This is a genomic window from Rhodococcus sp. G-MC3, from assembly GCF_030063335.1.
GTDB lineage: Bacteria > Actinomycetota > Actinomycetes > Mycobacteriales > Mycobacteriaceae > Rhodococcoides.
The window spans coordinates 142,196-157,603 of record NZ_JASISW010000005.1; the positions used below are offsets into that span (position 1 = coordinate 142,196).

The window sequence follows — 15,408 nt, forward strand, 5'->3', positions numbered from 1 at the left end:
TCCGTGCAGACGCAGCGTCGGTGCGAACGCTACTTCGCTCGTTCGACGACCGGAGTCAGTTTAATGTGTTCGTGGCCGGACTCCGAACCGCGTCGCTCTCGGCTTGTCGTCCGGCTATCCGTTCGGCTGCAAGTCTGCCTGACACGAGGACGGTCGGCACACCGACTCCCGGGGTTGTACCCGATCCCGCGAGGACGACGTTGCTCACGCCTGCCACGAGATTTTTCCGTCGGAAAGGTCCGGTCTGGCGGAACACGTGGGCCGAGGAGAAGGGACTGCCCTCGATCATCCCGCGGTCCGCCCATGTCTGGGGTGTGTCGATGTGGTCGATCGTCATCGACGAAATGCCGTTGTAGCCGCGCTGTTCCAGTTGCCCCCGAAGCTCTGCGACGTACGGATCGCGAAGTCGAGCCCAATCGAGCGGAGCGCTACGGAGATTCGGACACGGTGCGAGCACGGATACCGGTTCGCACGATTCTCCGTTCCGCTCGACAAGCAATCCTGCGTCGGTGACCGAGGGCCTCGTGATCAGCAGGGACGGATCTGTCATCAGCGACCCGCGACCGCCGCGTGCGGTGATTCGCGAGAACGTCTCGGCCCATTCGGCACCGAAATCGATCGTGTGGTGCGCTCGCGCAGGCCACGTAGCGGTGATCCGCGTGGGAACGGTGCCGTGGAAGACCACTGCCGATGGCGACACCACCGCGTAGCCGTTGCCGCGGCCTCGCTTGTCCGTCCCTGCCGAGTCGAGCAAAGCATCGACTACCGGGAGATCCGGCGTCAAAACGACAGCATCGCAGGGGTATTGGCGACCGTCGGCGGTGATCACGGCGGTTGCGCGACCATCGCGTACTCGAATGTCCGACACGTCGGCGTCGGTGACGACGGTTCCCCCGTGGCGAGTGAGGGCATCGGACATCGCGGCAGCGATTGCGGCCATACCTCCGGTCGGGAAGAAGACGCCGAGCGAGGTGTCCATGTGCGCGATCGCACCGTAGACCGCGAGTGCTTTGGACGGCGCCATCCCGGCGTACAGGGCCTGGAAGGTGAAAACGCGTCGCAATCGCTCGTCCTTCAGGAATTTGTCGACGCGCGGTCCGAGCCTGCCGAATCCGCCCAGCTTCAGCAATGCGACGGTGTCGTGAAGAGCGGCGGGCGAGGAGACGAGATCGAGAGGGGAGTCGAAGTTCGAGTCGATGTACCGGTCGAACTCGGTGTCGAAAATAGAGGCCAGCCAGCGGCGGAGTTCCCGGTAGCGGACGGCCTCGTCGGGGCCGCACGTTCGAGCTACCTCGTCCGCCATCGCGTCCGGGTCCGAGTACACGTCGATGGCGGTGCCGTCGGCGTAGCGGGTGTGGTAGCTGGGTGACAATGCGGTGAGATGCACCGGTGGTGTGGTGGTCGTGAAGTTTTCACCGACAGCGTTCAGCGCAGATTCCACGAGGCCGGGCATCGTGAGGACACTTGCGCCATTGTCGATGTCGTACAACGGCCGCCCGTCGGTGTCGGACACCGGATACACACCGACGCGTCCGCCGACGGTGCTCTCGCGTTCGAGAACGGTGACAGATCTGCCTGTTCCGGTGAGATGGAGTGCCGCAGCGAGACCTGCCAGGCCTGCACCGACGACGACTATCGAGTGGGTCGGTCCGCTTATCGAACGCACGTATGTCTCTTTCCGTGGTCGTTGTCCTGCACGTGGGCGGCCTCAGTACGACCGCTGTGTCGCCGCTATCGCCATGTCACAAAGTTGCCGAGCGGCCGCGGGCGCAGTGGTGCTGGTCCGCAGCGTCGACAACGCACGTTCGGTGAGCGCGGAGATACGGCGCTCAACGTCGTCCACCGCTCCGAGGTCGGTCAGAATGGTCCGAACGTCGGCGATGTCGTAGTCGGAAAGGTCCGCAGCGCCCAAACTCGTACGCAGTACAGCGGCAGCGGCAGTATCGCCCCGATCGGCCGATTCCAATCCAACCGCCATCAGGACGGTTCTCTTGCCCTCACGGATGTCGTCCCCCGACGGTTTGCCGGTTACTGCAGGGTCTCCGAAAACGCCGAGCAAGTCGTCGCGGAGCTGGAACGCAAGTCCGATATCGGTGCCGAACGAACGGTATGCGGAGATCAGTTCGGGTGAGGCGTCCGCGAGGACGCCGCCGAGGTGCAGTGGGCGTTCCACCGTGTAAGCGGCTGTCTTGTAGCGGTTGACGCGCATCGCTGCGTCGACGGATTCGTCGAGACCTGCTTCGGCTTCGATGTCGAGCAGCTGTCCTCCCAGCACTTCGGTTCTCATTGCCGCCCACACCGGCGAAACCCTGGTCGCTGCCGCGGAATCGACGCCGGACTCGCGCAACATGTCGTCCGCCCAGCACAACGCCAGATCGCCCAGCAGGATCGCAGCGGACTCGCCGAACCGCGCGGAGGATCCGGACCAGCCGGCGGCACGGTGGCGAGAGGCGAAACCGACGTGCAGGGTCGGGAATCCTCGCCGAGTGACTGATGCGTCGATGATGTCGTCGTGAATGAGTGCACATGCCTGCACCAATTCGAGGGATGCACACGCTCGCACCGTCGCGACCGCGCGATCGCCGGTCGCGTCGCCGCCAGCGCCGAGCCAGGCGCTCCATGCGAACGCAGGTCGGATTCGTTTACCACCGCGAAGAACGAACTCTGCGAGGTCCTGCACAGCGGATTCGTACCCGCCGCCGATGGCAGCTACTTGCTCGCTGCGTGTCGAGAAGAACTCGCGAAGGGCCGTTTCGACGAGAACTCGCGGGCTCGACTCGCCTCGGAGTAAGGCGGTACCGAGGTCCAGACCCGGTGTGGCAGCGTCGTCGATATTCATCGGTTTCCCGGACAGGATCGGTTTCCCGGACAGTGGGTCCTCCAGTCGAGCGTGAAGTGTCTGTTGCAGCGATGCCAACAGTAGCGCTCGACACGCGGCTTGCTGTGTCGTGCGAGGCTGCCGTCGACCGCGCCGCTGCACGAAACTATGATGGCGCAGTGACATCTGATGCCGTCAGGGGGCGGTCGAGTGCCGGGTGGGTGACTCGCACCCCATCGATAGTCGATCGACTGCGTACCGACGAGTCCTCGAAAATTCCGTTCTCGGTCGAGTTTTCACCGCCGCGGGACGAGGCAGGGGAGGCCCGACTGTGGCGAGCAGTGCGTGAATTCGAGCAGATGCAGCCTGCCTTCGTGTCCATGACCTACGGCGCCGGGGGCTCGACTCGCGACCGTACGGTCCGAGTTACCGGCCAGATCGCCGAGGAGACGACCCTCCTTCCGGTCGCCCACCTCACTGCGGTCTCGCACAGCATCGACGAACTCCGCTCGATGGTCGGCTCGTATGCCGACAGGGGAATTTCGAACATCCTCGTTCTTCGCGGCGACCCTCCCGGTGATCCGCTGGGCGACTGGGAGAAGCACCCTCAGGGTGTCGAGTATGCGCAGGAGCTTGTCGAGCTCGTCCGTGAACTCGGTGATTTCCACGTCGGTGTCGCATCGTTCCCGGAAGGTCACTACCGGGCCGCCGATCTCGAACAGGACACCCGGGTTCTGGTGGACAAGCTTCGTGCAGGCGCCGAGTACTCGATCACCCAGATGTTCTTCGACGTCGACGACTACCTCCGATTGCGTGACCGCGTTGTGGCCTGCGATCAGGAGCAGGGAAACAAGCCGATCATTCCGGAGATCATGCCGATCACTTCGCTTCGAACGGTTAGGCGAGCGCTCGCCCTGTCCGGATCGGCGATGCCGTCCAGCATCGATGACCGCTTCACCAAGGCCGCGGGGGCTGGCCCAGAGGAGGACCGAGCAGCTGTCCGCGAAGTCGGAATCGAATTGGCGACGACGATCGGCGAGCGCCTGATAGCCGAAGGCGTGCCGGCGCTGCACTTCATCACGTTGAATTTCGCACGCGCTACCAGGGAAGTTCTCACCAACCTCGGTCTTGCCGTCGCGAGGGTCTAGATCGGCCTGTTCTTCCAAGTACTGACCCCGCGTCGGTGGCGGCGAACCGATTCGAGGGTCAGAGCCAGATATACCAAAACAGAGATCGGGTGCGCGGCCGAGCCGGCCGCGCTGCGAATCGAGCCGACCCCACGACCCGACTCGGTCCGAGCGCACAACATTCGTGCGGTCACTGCGGCGGCATAGCCGATGCATCCGTACCTCTGGGTCACACCCGTTGAGAACACAGCCGCGACCGGCGGCAGGACATAGACCAATGCCAACGCGCTGGAAACCGACAGCGAACCGGGTGCTCCGCCGAACGCAGTCCACAGCCATCGTGTGTACCCGTCGCGGAGCGACGGCCAATCGTCGTACATGCGGCAGCGAACCAGTCCGGCCCCGGAGACCAGCACGGTCCGCCGGCCGTGGCGTCGAAGAGCTCGAGCGATGTCCAAGTCCTCGGTCAGGCTTCCGGCAACGGAGGCGTGACCGCCGATCTCGCGGTAAGCGTGTGCGTCGAACATCATGAATTGACCGCACGAGACCACCGTCGACGGCCGTGTCGAACGGTTCGCAAGGCGGATTGGAAGTGTTGTCATCCAAGAGAATCCGAGAAGGGGCTGAATCAACTGTTCGGCCGCGCCCACGGCGATCTGCTCGGGCCAAGGGCAGAGCAACGCCGCATTCATCGATGCCATAGCGGTTGCTGCCGAGGCCAGTGCCGCTGGGGCAAGTCGAACGTCTGCATCCACGAACACGATCAGATCCGCGTCGTATGCCAATGCCCGCTCGGCCAGTCGGTGACATGCAGCAGCTTTACCGGTCCACCCCTCCGGTGGGTCGGAGCGGTTCCGTTCGACAAGAAATCTTGGGTCCGACGAAGTGGCCCGTCGAGCTATTTCGAATGTGTCGTCCGACGAATCGTCGTCCAGCACCACCACGCGGAGGCTCGGGCAGTGCGTTTGAGCATTGAGGTCGGCCAGTAATGCCGGTAGGCGAAAGGCTTCGTCTCGTGCCGGGATGCACACCACCACCGAATCGGTGAGCTCCGACTGCGGACGTGCAGGTCGGGGGAGCCTGACCGCGTTCGTCAGCGACACCAGCGCTGCCACCATGGACAGCGCAGCTCCCGATGCCGTCGCGGCACGGAGTAATCCGGAAGGACCGCTCACGCAGATGAATCGTTGCCGACGCTCGTCACCGCTCGTTCACGACGCCGAATCGGTGGGTTGCGCCCGACCCATGCCATCGCACCGATGATTGCGGCCACTCCGACAGTGACACCGCCGACGATGCCGGCCCATCCTGCGAAGCTGCGCGTGTTGGGATCCGGGTAGTTGACCTCAGCTCTCATGGTGGTGACTTCACCCGCGGGCAACTTCCAAGTGATGATGTTGTCGCCGTCGCGGGTTCCGTTGGTGGTACCGATACGGGCGGGGAACGCGATGGTGAACTGAACGTCGGTGCCTTGCACCGGCACGGTCTGCAGGTCGGCCTTGCCATCGAGTATCACGGTGTCACCTGAGCGTTTCAGAGCCAATTGATAACTACCGGTGGCTTGTTCTGACATCGAGCCCAAGGTCTGAACGTCACCGAACGAGAGGTCGCTGAAACGGGCCTCCGACCCGACATAGCCGTCCTGCTTGTATTCCGAGATGCGAATTTTGTTTGCCAGAGAGGACGGGGCAGTCAGGGTGGGGCCGGTGTCGACGTCGGATGTCGGAATAGTGGCTGCCACGATCTGGCCCGACACTCGATCATCGGCCGACACCCCTATCGACACCTGCGCTCGCAAGCATCCGGTCAGCAGAGGCGCCACCAAGAGTGCCAATCCGAGCGCGAACAGAACTCGGCGACGGTTACGGGATCTGCCTTCACGAAATGTCGACTGCACAGCGATATCGTGCCAGACGGAGCGCGGTTGTGGCGTCAGGGTGTGGTCCGCAGCCTGCGAGGTGTCGCGTAGGTACGGCCAGACCGTGCGACCAAGGCTCGTGCCAGCGGGACTCCGACGACGCCCATCGCAGCAAAACCGTATACCGCAGAAAAGCGCAGTTCCTGGCCGTCGAGCAGAACGGCATGTGCCACAGCGGAACCGAGCCACGTCCACATGAACATGACGAGGGGAGCAGCATCGGCCCTTGCCGAATCGTTCGGTCGAACGCGTCTGCTCGTTCCTTCGACGATTAGCGCCATTACGAGCGCAACGAGGAACCAACCGAGGTAGTTGCTCACGGGAATCGAGGGCACGCCCGGTAGACCGGGGACGGATGACGTCCAAGTCCATTGCGCATCGGTGACCATCTGGTTGTCCAGGTAGAAATCCCACCCCACCATGCCGACAGCAGTGACAACGATGCGGTGCGCTGATGCCCGATATCGGGGTATCGCAGTGGATTCGAGAACGAAGGTGACTGCGCACCAGATGGGATAGAAACCCGCTGTCCAAGCCAGTGGTACCACGGCGGGGACGCCGAAGATGTCCGGCCCCAGCCGATTCACGGCGTAGTAGTAACTACCGAACGGGAAACCTGTGGCAGTGCCGACCATCTCGGCTACGAGCCCCAGACCAGCGGTTCCGAGGAACAGGGTCAGTGCCCACCTCGGTCCGCGGGATGCCGCGGCATGCGTCATGGCCGCAGCCGCGAGCAACACGACCACCGCAACCGTTACCGAGTCGCGAACCGATCCGGTCACGAGCGGGTACACGATCTGAGCACCGATCGCGCAGGAAACCAGCGCCCAGACGACGCGGTTCATCGGCGTCTTTTGGCTGTCCAGCGGCGGAGTGGCCCCGCTTGTGCGTCGGCCAGTGCGATTCTGGCGGCGCTACGTCCGCTTGCTGCGGAGACGCCCCCTCCCGGGTGAGTCGATGCGCCGGTCAAGTAGAGGCCTTCGGCCCCTGGGACGCGATGCCGGGCGAGCTGAGGGATCGGACGCCACATCATCATCTGGTCGAGCGACATCTCTATGTGCATGATGTTGCCTCCGATCATGCCGAGCTCACGCTCGATGTCGACCGGTGATTGCACGTGTCTGTGCAGTATCGATGCACGGAAGCCCGGTGCGTGTGATTCGAGTTGGTCGATGACGCGATCTGCTTCCAGCTCGGCTAAATCACCGGGACTGGGAACGGTGTCGGATTCTCGCCACCGACGTTCTCCGGACAGGGCATACGGATGCCACTGGGACCACAGCGATATCTGGTGCTCTCCCGGAGGTGCCACCGATGGATCGATCGCGGTGAACGACATCCCGAGGACTGCTGGGCTCGCGGGAAGCTCCCCGGCCATGGCGCATCCGTGAGCGAGGCGGAGGTGGCTTCTGTCGCGAACGAGCAGTTGAAGCCCGGAAGTCGCATCGGTGGGAGACGCTGCGCTCGTGTACCGGGGGAGCGCAGTGGTGGCCAGTCGGACTGCCATACCGATTCCTGGCCCGACCCGGATCCCTCTGCGCCACGACTCGATACGGGTCCGGTCGTATCCTCCTGCAGCCAGAAGGTCGAGGGTGGTGAGAATGTGGCATCCCGCGATGACCATCCGGCTGGTGATTGTCCGGCCGGACTCTGTCATCGTGGTCCAGTGGTCGCCGCGGCGCGCCAATGCGGCGACCGGCTCGCCGAGAGAGACGACACCGCCGGTGGATTGCAGCCGCGAGACGAGAGCTTCGGTGAGTGCGCCGCTACCTCCGATGGCCCTCCCAGGGGGAAGCGTGTGCATCAACGCCGCGAAGCCGACCATGGGAGCCGTGCCAGGCTCGGACATCGGAGGTCCGGACTGAGCACCGAACCAAGCAAGGGCAGCTTTCAGGCGTTCGGAAGAGAATGTCTCGTCCAGCAACGCATCGCCGGTGGTGATGAATTCTCTCGACAATGCACTGCCGCCGTCGGGGGCTTCGAGACCCCAGAACGAGCGAAGCAACGACATCCCGGTCGGTGCGGAGGAGAAAGCGCGCATAGTACGAGCGCTGCGTGGTCCCCACACGTCGACAAACCGTCGGTATGCGCTGGCATCTGCCGATCCACATGCTCGCGCAATAGACTCGCACGTACGCTCCAGATCGCGGTGAAACACCAGGGCGGGTTCGTCGGTACCCGGTGCGCCGGGAGCAAAGGCCCATGGATCGCATTCGGCGTAGCGCAAGCCATGGTCGGCGAGACCCAACTCTTCGATTACGCCCGTGTGCCTGACCATGATGTGCGCCGACGATCCTCGATCCACGTGGTGCCCTGGAAAACGTTCGACCGAGGAGACACCGCCCCCGGCAATGAAGTCCTTCTCGAGGACTTCGACCGAGAGGCCTGCGTCGGACAGGTAGCAGGCCGAGGTCAGAGCATTGTGGCCGGAGCCAACCACCACAGCATCGATCACCTCACGCCTCCCTCCGGTCATTTCGCAGGCTGCACTGCAGGCTTTTGGTCATTCCGCAGGCTGCACTCCAAGGCTATAGGTCACGAGCGAGGCTGCTGTCGACGGCGAGTTATTCGAACGGGAGCGCGTGACCCAGTACGGCGAACGGCCGGCGATCCCCCGCGAACGTGAAGTTGCGCAGCACATCCTCGAACCCGAGCCGTCGATACAGACGCCACGCTCGATTGCCTTCTTCTGCCACCTCTGGCGTGGACAGCAGAACGTTCCGTTCTTCTCGCCCTTCGAGCAGTCTTCGTGTCAATGCGCTGCCCAGGCCGTGGCCCTGAGCGCTCGGCGACACATGCAGTTCGGTGAGCTCGAAATAATCGTCGAGAATCGCATCGATGTACTCGGTGCTGCTGCCCGATCGACGCAACCCCTCCCGTACCTGCTGGTGCCACCACTGGTGACGGGCGCCGCGATACCCGTAGGCGACAGCGACGAGCGGAGCTTCCGGGGTGGGCAGCACCGCGCCTACACCGCGCCATCCCGGCCGCAGAACGTGCTCGGACCACATCGGTGCCCGGTGGTACTCGGTTCCCTGTGGGTACCCCATCGCTTCGACATATATCGACAACGCCTCCGGTAGGCGTCGTCGAATCTCGTGGGCGGACAGATCGACCAGGTAGGGGGTCGGTTCCGCATCGTTGACGACTGTTCTCAACCTTTCCTTGACTACATGTCGGTGTGCACAGCTATATTGAATATGTCGAACGGGTGTTCGATGTCGGTGATCCGGCGAAGTCCTCGAGGGAAGCGAGGCTCGCCGGGTTCCGACCCTAGAGCTTCGTCAAGGTCCGGGCGTGTCGGAACTACGGTCACGAACGGCGAATCGAACGGGAGGTGTTCGAGTATGGCCACAAAAGTTCTCCGTGCCGATGTACGTCCGCCGGTATCGCCGCGCGCCAGGATTCTTCTCGGCCGGGCGGATGCTCTTCTCTCCGGTGCGATCGGCGCAGGAAATTCCGTCGATCAGTTTCTGGATTGCTACATCGCGGCGTTGCGCGGGGCCGCGGCAGTCCTCGAAGCGGCGCCCAAATCCACTTCCCGTGCTCGATCGAGGAGCGCCTGGGTTCTCATGGACAAGGCGGCCCCTGAACTCGGGTTGTGGTCCGAGTACTTTTCGGCATTTTCCGCCACTCGGGCTGCGTTGCAAGCTGGGGTGTCCAGATCGATCGACGACAGTTCGGCAGACGAGTTCTACCGTCAAGTCGGTCGGTTCCTTCATGTCGTCGAGGATTTCATCGGGGTGGAATCACGACTCGATCGCGTGGGTATTTCGTCACGTTCCATTTCTGCGTGAGTTCATTTCCTTGTGGTGGAGCGGCCGGAGGCCAGCCGAAAAGTCGCAGTTCATGACCGTGGTACCCCGCATGAGCGGCCGAGACGCCTCGCGACACGGTCCCTCGGTGACCGACTTCGGTGTCCGGTTCGGACCGCTGCGCTGGGAAAGTTTGGAATTCTCAGGAACACATCGACCGAGTAGGTGGTAAGCGGGCGATTCTGCTCGTATTATCGGGAGTAGGTAGCCGCCAAGGTCAGCTTCCCGTCGTTTCGCCACCCGAAATGACCTTCAATATCTGTGCAGGGGGAGGTACCGTGCCACTCTCCGAGCACGAGCAGCGCATGCTCGATCAGATCGAGAGCGCTCTCTACGCCGAGGATCCCAAATTCGCTTCTCACGTCAGAAGCGGACGTATGCGTACGGCATCGAGCAAGCGCCGTTTTCAAGCGGTCGCACTGTTCGTGCTGGGGCTGGTTCTTCTAGTTGCCGGTTTGGCGTTGCCATTCAAACCGGCTGGCTTCCCGGTGATCAGCCTTATCGGCTTTGTTTTGATGTTCGGTGCAGGTGTTCTGTTTCTGCTCGGCGGAACCCGAAAGGGCGCTACGACGTCCGAGGGTGCGGCTGGCAGCGCTGACACCGGATCGGAAAATTCAGGTCAGAAGCCGAAGCCCGGCCGCAAGGCCGGCGGGTTCACATCCCGTATGGAGGATCGGTTTCGACGGCGGTTCGAACAAGAGTGATCGAGGGGTGTAGTCGCACGGCATAGTGGTCGTGTCGAGTCAGCCCGACAAGTAAGAACTTCATACGGAACATACAAACGCGAGGAGCGTTGGCGACCTACCGGTCGCCAACGCTCCTCGCGTTTTGTCATGTCTGCGCGTCTTCAAGCCTTGTAGCGGCGGTCGATTCGGAGTAGGCCACCCCCAATCGCTGAATCCCCACTTTCACCCACGAATCGGGCCTGAGTGTGGCAGTCATCGATGTGAGTGCTCACCAACTGGGGTTTCGTCCGGAGCCGCGGTGCTTTGGCCTACTGAGCTCACTTGATCGAGTAGTTGCGTAAAAACTTCCTCCACTTTCCACCACATCGTTCACCAGCTGATTTATGACAAATCATCAACAAATGTGCCCTCTGTGGATTGAAAGTGGGTGAAAGTGGGGTAAAGTGGTGGCAGCGGAGAGCGAGTGGGGAGGTGTCGAGTGTTCCTCGGTACCTACACGCCCAAGCTCGACGACAAAGGCCGGTTGACGTTGCCGGCCAAGTTTCGCGAAGCGCTCGAGGATGGAGTGATGGTGAGCAAAGGGCAGGATCACAGCCTCGCCATCTACACCCGCGAGGCATTTGCGGACAAGGTCAGGAAGCTGACCGAGGCGTCACGTTCGAACCCAGTCGCGCGCTCCTACATCAGGCAGCTCGGTGCAGGTACCGACGAGCAGAAGCTCGACGGTCAAGGCCGAATTGTTCTGAGTTCGGCTCACCGGAGCTACGCGAATCTGGATCGGAACGTCGTGGTGAACGGATCGATCGAGTTCATCGAAATCTGGAACGAAAATGCGTGGGCTCGTTACTCGGCCGAGAGCGAGCAAAGTTTCTCCGATGCAATCGACGAGTCACTGGAAGGGATCCTGTAGCCGCCTTCGATCACCGCTGAGTGCCGCGAGGCCTCTGCCCGATCAGAACCCTGACGTTCTTCCCCAACGCCAGGTTTCGCAGATCAGGACCCTGACGTTCTTCCCCAACGCCAGGTTCCCTATCGGACAGGGACCTCGAAGCATTCAGTTATCACCATCGCTCCAAGTGCGCCGATCGACCAGCGAGCGCAGAGGCACGACCGGGAGGAAAGATTGTGGAAGGCGAAGCGACATCGCCCGTCCCGGACGAATCGGCGTCATCGGGTTCTTCGAACAGAGTGAATCCGGAAAGTGTGACTTCTTCCGAACCCAAACATGTTCCGGTGCGACTGGCCCGAGCCGACGAACTACTCGGCCCAGCGATCGATTCGGCTAACGCCCGCGGTGAAACGCCGGTCATGATCGATGCGACACTCGGCCTCGGTGGCCACTCGGAGCATTTCCTCCGCACCTACCCCACGCTGCGGCTCATCGGCCTCGACAGGGACCCCGACGCGCTGAGGCGAGCAGGGATCCGACTGGCAGAATTCGCCGCCCGGACGACGTTGGTTCACACCACGTACGACGGAATCGATACGGCGCTGGAAGAGGCCGGTTTACCTGAGATCGGTTCGATCCACGCCATTCTGTTCGACCTGGGTGTGTCGTCCATGCAGCTCGACGAGGCTGATCGGGGATTTGCGTACTCGATCGATGCGCCGCTGGACATGAGGATGGATCCGACTGTCGGCATCACCGCAGCGGACGTGCTCAATACCTACTCGCACGGTGACATAGCCCGAGTGCTCAGTACCTACGGCGAGGAGCGGTTTGCGGGCCGGATCGCGTCGGCGGTACTGCGACAGCGTGAGGTGGAACCGTTCACCACGAGTGCGCGGCTGGTGGAATTGTTGTACGCCTCCATTCCCGCCGCGACCAGGCGAACCGGGGGGCACCCAGCCAAGAGGACCTTCCAGGCCCTGCGGGTCGAGGTGAACGAAGAACTGCAATCGCTGGAGAAGGCCGTCCCCGCCGGACTCGAATCTTTGGCAATAGGCGGCCGCATCGTCTTCATGTCCTACCAGTCTCTCGAGGATCGTGTGGTGAAGAAGGAATTGGCCCCGAGGGTCAAATCGCGCAGCCCGGAGGGACTCCCCGTCGAACTTCCCGGTATGGGTCCGGAATTTCGACTGTTGACGAGGGGCGCCGAGCGCGCGTCCGAACAGGAAATAGAAGAGAACCCGCGTTCGGCACCCGTGCGTCTGCGGGCGGCCGAACGGATTGCGAGGAGATCGGCATGACCATAACCGTGGGTTCGCCGCATACGAGACGTCGGTCTCGGTCCACCGCATCGGATGCGGCTTCGGGTCGGTCGGGTGCAGCGCTCAGAGCGTACGAACGTCGGCAGCACAGGGCTACGTCGCGCGGCGTCGACGGGGTGGCAGGGAGCCATTCGGCCGCTCGGATCGCGATGTCCGGCACGTCAATCACGGCGAGGATTCCGTTCGTGGCTTTGATCATCGGACTGTTGTCGCTGGGGCTCGGGCTCACATTGCTGCTCACCACCCGTTCGGCAGGCGATTCCTACGTACTCAGCGACGCAAAGGCCGTCAACGAGCGCTTGGTACAGGAATCGGCTTCGCTGCAGCGTGATGTCGAGTTGGCGGATTCCGCTCCCGAACTTGCGCGCAAGGCAGCCGATCAGGGCATGATTCCGGCTGCCAACGCTGCACGCCTACTAGTCGCACCCGATGGGTCTTCCCAGGTGTTCGGGACACCTGCTCCTGCGCAGGGAGCTCCAGTAGCGCCGCTCGATCCGCCTGCAACGAGTGGAACGTCGCAGTCCTTGGATTCGGAGTCTCGCAATCCTTCTCAGGTACAGAACGGGACTCGGACGGCGGCGCAGAATAGTTCGAATCGAAGCAGTTCGGCGAGCACGGTGCAGTCAGCCGGTAACATCCCACCGACCAACTCGACCCCACCCGTCACATCCGCCACGCCGAACTCATCGAATAACGCACGAACTGAAGCCCTCGGTGAACAATTGGTTCCCATGAGTACCCCGTCGGCAAGCCCTTCGGGTAGTCGGCAGTGACAAGGCCGACCCCCGGAGCTTCACGCCGTAAGCCATTGCCGCGAAACAGTTCTGGAGGGTATTCGCGAGATCCCGCACCGCGTCGGCCATCGGCGCGTACTCCGGATTCGCGTAGAACGGATTCGGCGCCGAGGCGTCCATCACCCCGGCAGTCGAGCAGATTCGACGCCTCGTCCTTCAAATTTCGAAGTGGTTTCGGCCGCGTCGTGATGTTCGGGATTCTCGCTGTCGTTGCGCTACAGCTGTTGTGGATCATGGGAGTCAACGGTCATCAACTGTCTGCCGAGGCCGCGTCCCAGCGAACCACCACGCTCGTCGATCCGGCCTCGCGAGGCTCGATTCTGGATCGGAACGGCAAGCCGATCGCATTCACGATGGAAGCGAAAGCTCTGACGTTTCAACCTGTCCGGGTTCGCCAAGAACTCGACGACGCTCGTGCGAAGGATCCGACGAAACCGGCTACGGACGACCGACTTGCCGCCATTGCCGCAGGCGTTCACGATGAACTCGGCGATGTCGCGAAAGAGAAGGACATCCTCGCCAAGTTGAAGAGCAGTGACACGTTCACCTACCTGGTTCGCGGTGTCGATTCGACCATCGCCACCAAGATCAGCGAGGACTTCGAAGAGGTAGGTCTCGAACGCCAGGACATCCGTGAGTACCCCGGGGGCTCGCTGGCTGCCAACATGGTCGGAGCCACTGGATGGGACGGGCACGGGCTGCTCGGACTGGAAGATTCGTTGGATTCGATGTTGGCTGGCACCGACGGTTCGCAAACCTACGACCGAGGATCGGACGGCGCAGTGATCCCCGGCAGTTGGCGTGACAAACAGACGGCCGTCAACGGAGCAGGCGTCGAGCTCACGATCGACGCGGATCTCCAGTATTACGTCCAGCAACAGGTGCAGTTGGCGAAGGACTTGTCCGGCGCGAAGAATGCGTCAGCGTTCGTCCAGGACGCACACACCGGTGAGGTTCTCGCGATGTCGAACGACAAGACGTTCAATCCCGGTATCGGCGTCGGAAACAACGAGCGCGACAAAGAGATGGGCAATTTGGCCGTCTCGACTCCGTTCGAACCCGGCTCGGTGAACAAGATCATCACGGCCGCAGCCGCAATCGAATACGGTCTCACCACTCCGGACGAGGTTCTTCAGGTTCCGGGAAACATCTTCATGTCCGGGGTGTCGGTGAAGGACGCCTGGGAGCATGGTGTTGCGCCCTACACGACCACTGGAGTGTTCGGTAAGTCGTCGAACGTCGGAACACTCATGCTTGCCCAGCGCGTCGGTGAAGATCGTTTCGCGGACATGCTGTCTCGGTTCGGCCTCGGGCAACGCACCGACGTGGGCCTCCCTGGCGAGAGTGCAGGTAACGTCCCGAGTCGTGACCAATGGTCCGGCGGCACGTTCGCCAACTTGCCTATCGGGCAGGGACTTTCGATGACCTTGATGCAGATGACAGCGATGTATCAGGCGATCGCGAACGACGGGGTGCGGGTTCCACCACGAATCGTCAAGTCCACCATCGACCCGGACGGCAACAAGACCGAAACCGAGCAACCCGAGGGTGTATACGTCGTCAGTCCTCAGACGGCATCGACGGTGCGCAACATGTTCCGGGCGATCACCCAAGACGACACTGGAAATCAGCGAGGGACCGGTGTCGCCGCCGGAATCCCGGGGTATCAGATCAGTGGCAAAACGGGCACCGCACAGCAGGTTGATCCCGAGTGCAAGTGCTACAGCAACTCGAACTACTGGATAACCTTCGCTGGTATCGCTCCCGCCGACGACCCTCGGTATGTGATCGGCATCATGCTCGACGCACCGAGCCGTAGCGCCGACGGATCGGGCGGACAGTCCGCCGCTCCGCTCTTTCACAACATTGCGAACTGGATGCTGCAACGTGACTCGGTGCCACTGTCGGCGGATCCAGGTCCCAAGTTGGTTCTGCAAGCAGACTGACGCAGAGTGGGAGCGAAGTGCTCTCCTACGTAACGCACATGCGTTCGCCCAGTTGATGGGTTTGTCGGGTCTGGGGTTTGTCGGGATCCGCAC

The 15,408-nt window shown here is 62.4% G+C and carries 14 protein-coding genes; 7 read left to right on the forward strand and 7 right to left on the reverse strand.

Annotated features, from left to right (window positions below; genetic code table 11):
• Window positions 1-55: 55 nt before the first annotated feature.
• The gene (gene crtI, locus QMK17_RS06965) at window positions 56-1,666 is read right to left on the reverse strand and encodes a phytoene desaturase family protein (protein ID WP_283507779.1); all 1,611 of its coding nucleotides are present in this window, start codon (window positions 1,664-1,666) and stop codon (window positions 56-58) included.
• 42 nt (window positions 1,667-1,708) lie between these two features.
• A complete protein-coding gene (locus QMK17_RS06970; RefSeq protein WP_283507780.1) occupies window positions 1,709-2,839 on the reverse strand; it encodes a polyprenyl synthetase family protein in 1,131 nt (376 codons plus the stop codon).
• 158 nt (window positions 2,840-2,997) lie between these two features.
• Between QMK17_RS06970 and metF the strand changes: the two genes are divergently transcribed.
• The gene (gene metF / locus QMK17_RS06975) at window positions 2,998-3,966 is read left to right on the forward strand and encodes a methylenetetrahydrofolate reductase [NAD(P)H] (RefSeq protein WP_442972702.1); all 969 of its coding nucleotides are present in this window, start codon (window positions 2,998-3,000) and stop codon (window positions 3,964-3,966) included.
• Here the strand turns inward: metF and QMK17_RS06980 are convergent.
• The 5 genes from QMK17_RS06980 to QMK17_RS07000 form a co-directional block, all read right to left on the reverse strand.
• The gene (locus QMK17_RS06980; RefSeq protein ID WP_283507781.1) at window positions 3,963-5,120 is read right to left on the reverse strand and encodes a glycosyltransferase; all 1,158 of its coding nucleotides are present in this window, start codon (window positions 5,118-5,120) and stop codon (window positions 3,963-3,965) included. The two genes, metF and QMK17_RS06980, sit on opposite strands and share 4 nt — an antisense overlap.
• Window positions 5,117-5,842, reverse strand: coding sequence for an LppM family (lipo)protein (locus QMK17_RS06985; RefSeq protein WP_283507782.1), 726 nt, complete (start codon window positions 5,840-5,842; stop codon window positions 5,117-5,119). Before QMK17_RS06985 ends, QMK17_RS06980 begins: the two co-directional genes overlap by 4 nt.
• 35 nt (window positions 5,843-5,877) lie before the next feature.
• The gene (locus QMK17_RS06990; RefSeq protein WP_283507783.1) at window positions 5,878-6,708 is read right to left on the reverse strand and encodes a carotenoid biosynthesis protein; all 831 of its coding nucleotides are present in this window, start codon (window positions 6,706-6,708) and stop codon (window positions 5,878-5,880) included.
• A complete protein-coding gene (locus QMK17_RS06995) occupies window positions 6,705-8,318 on the reverse strand; it encodes a phytoene desaturase family protein (protein ID WP_283507785.1) in 1,614 nt (537 codons plus the stop codon). Before QMK17_RS06995 ends, QMK17_RS06990 begins: the two co-directional genes overlap by 4 nt.
• A gap of 109 nt (window positions 8,319-8,427) precedes the next feature.
• On the reverse strand, window positions 8,428-9,021 hold the full coding sequence (locus tag QMK17_RS07000; RefSeq protein WP_283507787.1) for a GNAT family N-acetyltransferase: 594 nt from the start codon (window positions 9,019-9,021) through the stop codon (window positions 8,428-8,430).
• Between the two features lie 189 nt (window positions 9,022-9,210).
• Here QMK17_RS07000 and QMK17_RS07005 point away from each other — a divergent pair, with 189 nt between their 5' ends.
• The 6 genes from QMK17_RS07005 to QMK17_RS07030 all read left to right on the forward strand — a co-directional run bounded on the left by QMK17_RS07005 (window position 9,211) and on the right by QMK17_RS07030 (window position 15,315).
• Complete coding sequence (locus QMK17_RS07005) at window positions 9,211-9,660, forward strand: SAV_6107 family HEPN domain-containing protein (protein WP_283507789.1); 450 nt, start codon at window positions 9,211-9,213, stop codon at window positions 9,658-9,660.
• A gap of 296 nt (window positions 9,661-9,956) precedes the next feature.
• Window positions 9,957-10,382 carry a DUF3040 domain-containing protein gene (locus tag QMK17_RS07010; protein ID WP_283507791.1) on the forward strand — a complete coding sequence of 142 codons (426 nt, stop codon included), beginning with the start codon at window positions 9,957-9,959 and terminating at the stop codon, window positions 10,380-10,382.
• A gap of 460 nt (window positions 10,383-10,842) precedes the next feature.
• On the forward strand, window positions 10,843-11,274 hold the full coding sequence (gene mraZ / locus QMK17_RS07015; RefSeq protein WP_283507792.1) for a division/cell wall cluster transcriptional repressor MraZ: 432 nt from the start codon (window positions 10,843-10,845) through the stop codon (window positions 11,272-11,274).
• A 278-nt stretch (window positions 11,275-11,552) separates the two neighbouring features.
• Entirely contained in the window at window positions 11,553-12,554 is a 1,002-nt protein-coding gene (rsmH, locus tag QMK17_RS07020; protein ID WP_283508002.1) for a 16S rRNA (cytosine(1402)-N(4))-methyltransferase RsmH, read from the forward strand.
• 206 nt (window positions 12,555-12,760) lie between these two features.
• On the forward strand, window positions 12,761-13,348 hold the full coding sequence (locus QMK17_RS07025; RefSeq protein ID WP_283507793.1) for a hypothetical protein: 588 nt from the start codon (window positions 12,761-12,763) through the stop codon (window positions 13,346-13,348).
• A gap of 35 nt (window positions 13,349-13,383) precedes the next feature.
• Window positions 13,384-15,315 (forward strand): peptidoglycan D,D-transpeptidase FtsI family protein, encoded by a 1,932-nt coding sequence (locus QMK17_RS07030; RefSeq protein ID WP_283508004.1) that lies wholly within the window; start codon window positions 13,384-13,386, stop codon window positions 15,313-15,315.
• The last annotated feature ends 93 nt before the right edge of the window (window positions 15,316-15,408 follow it).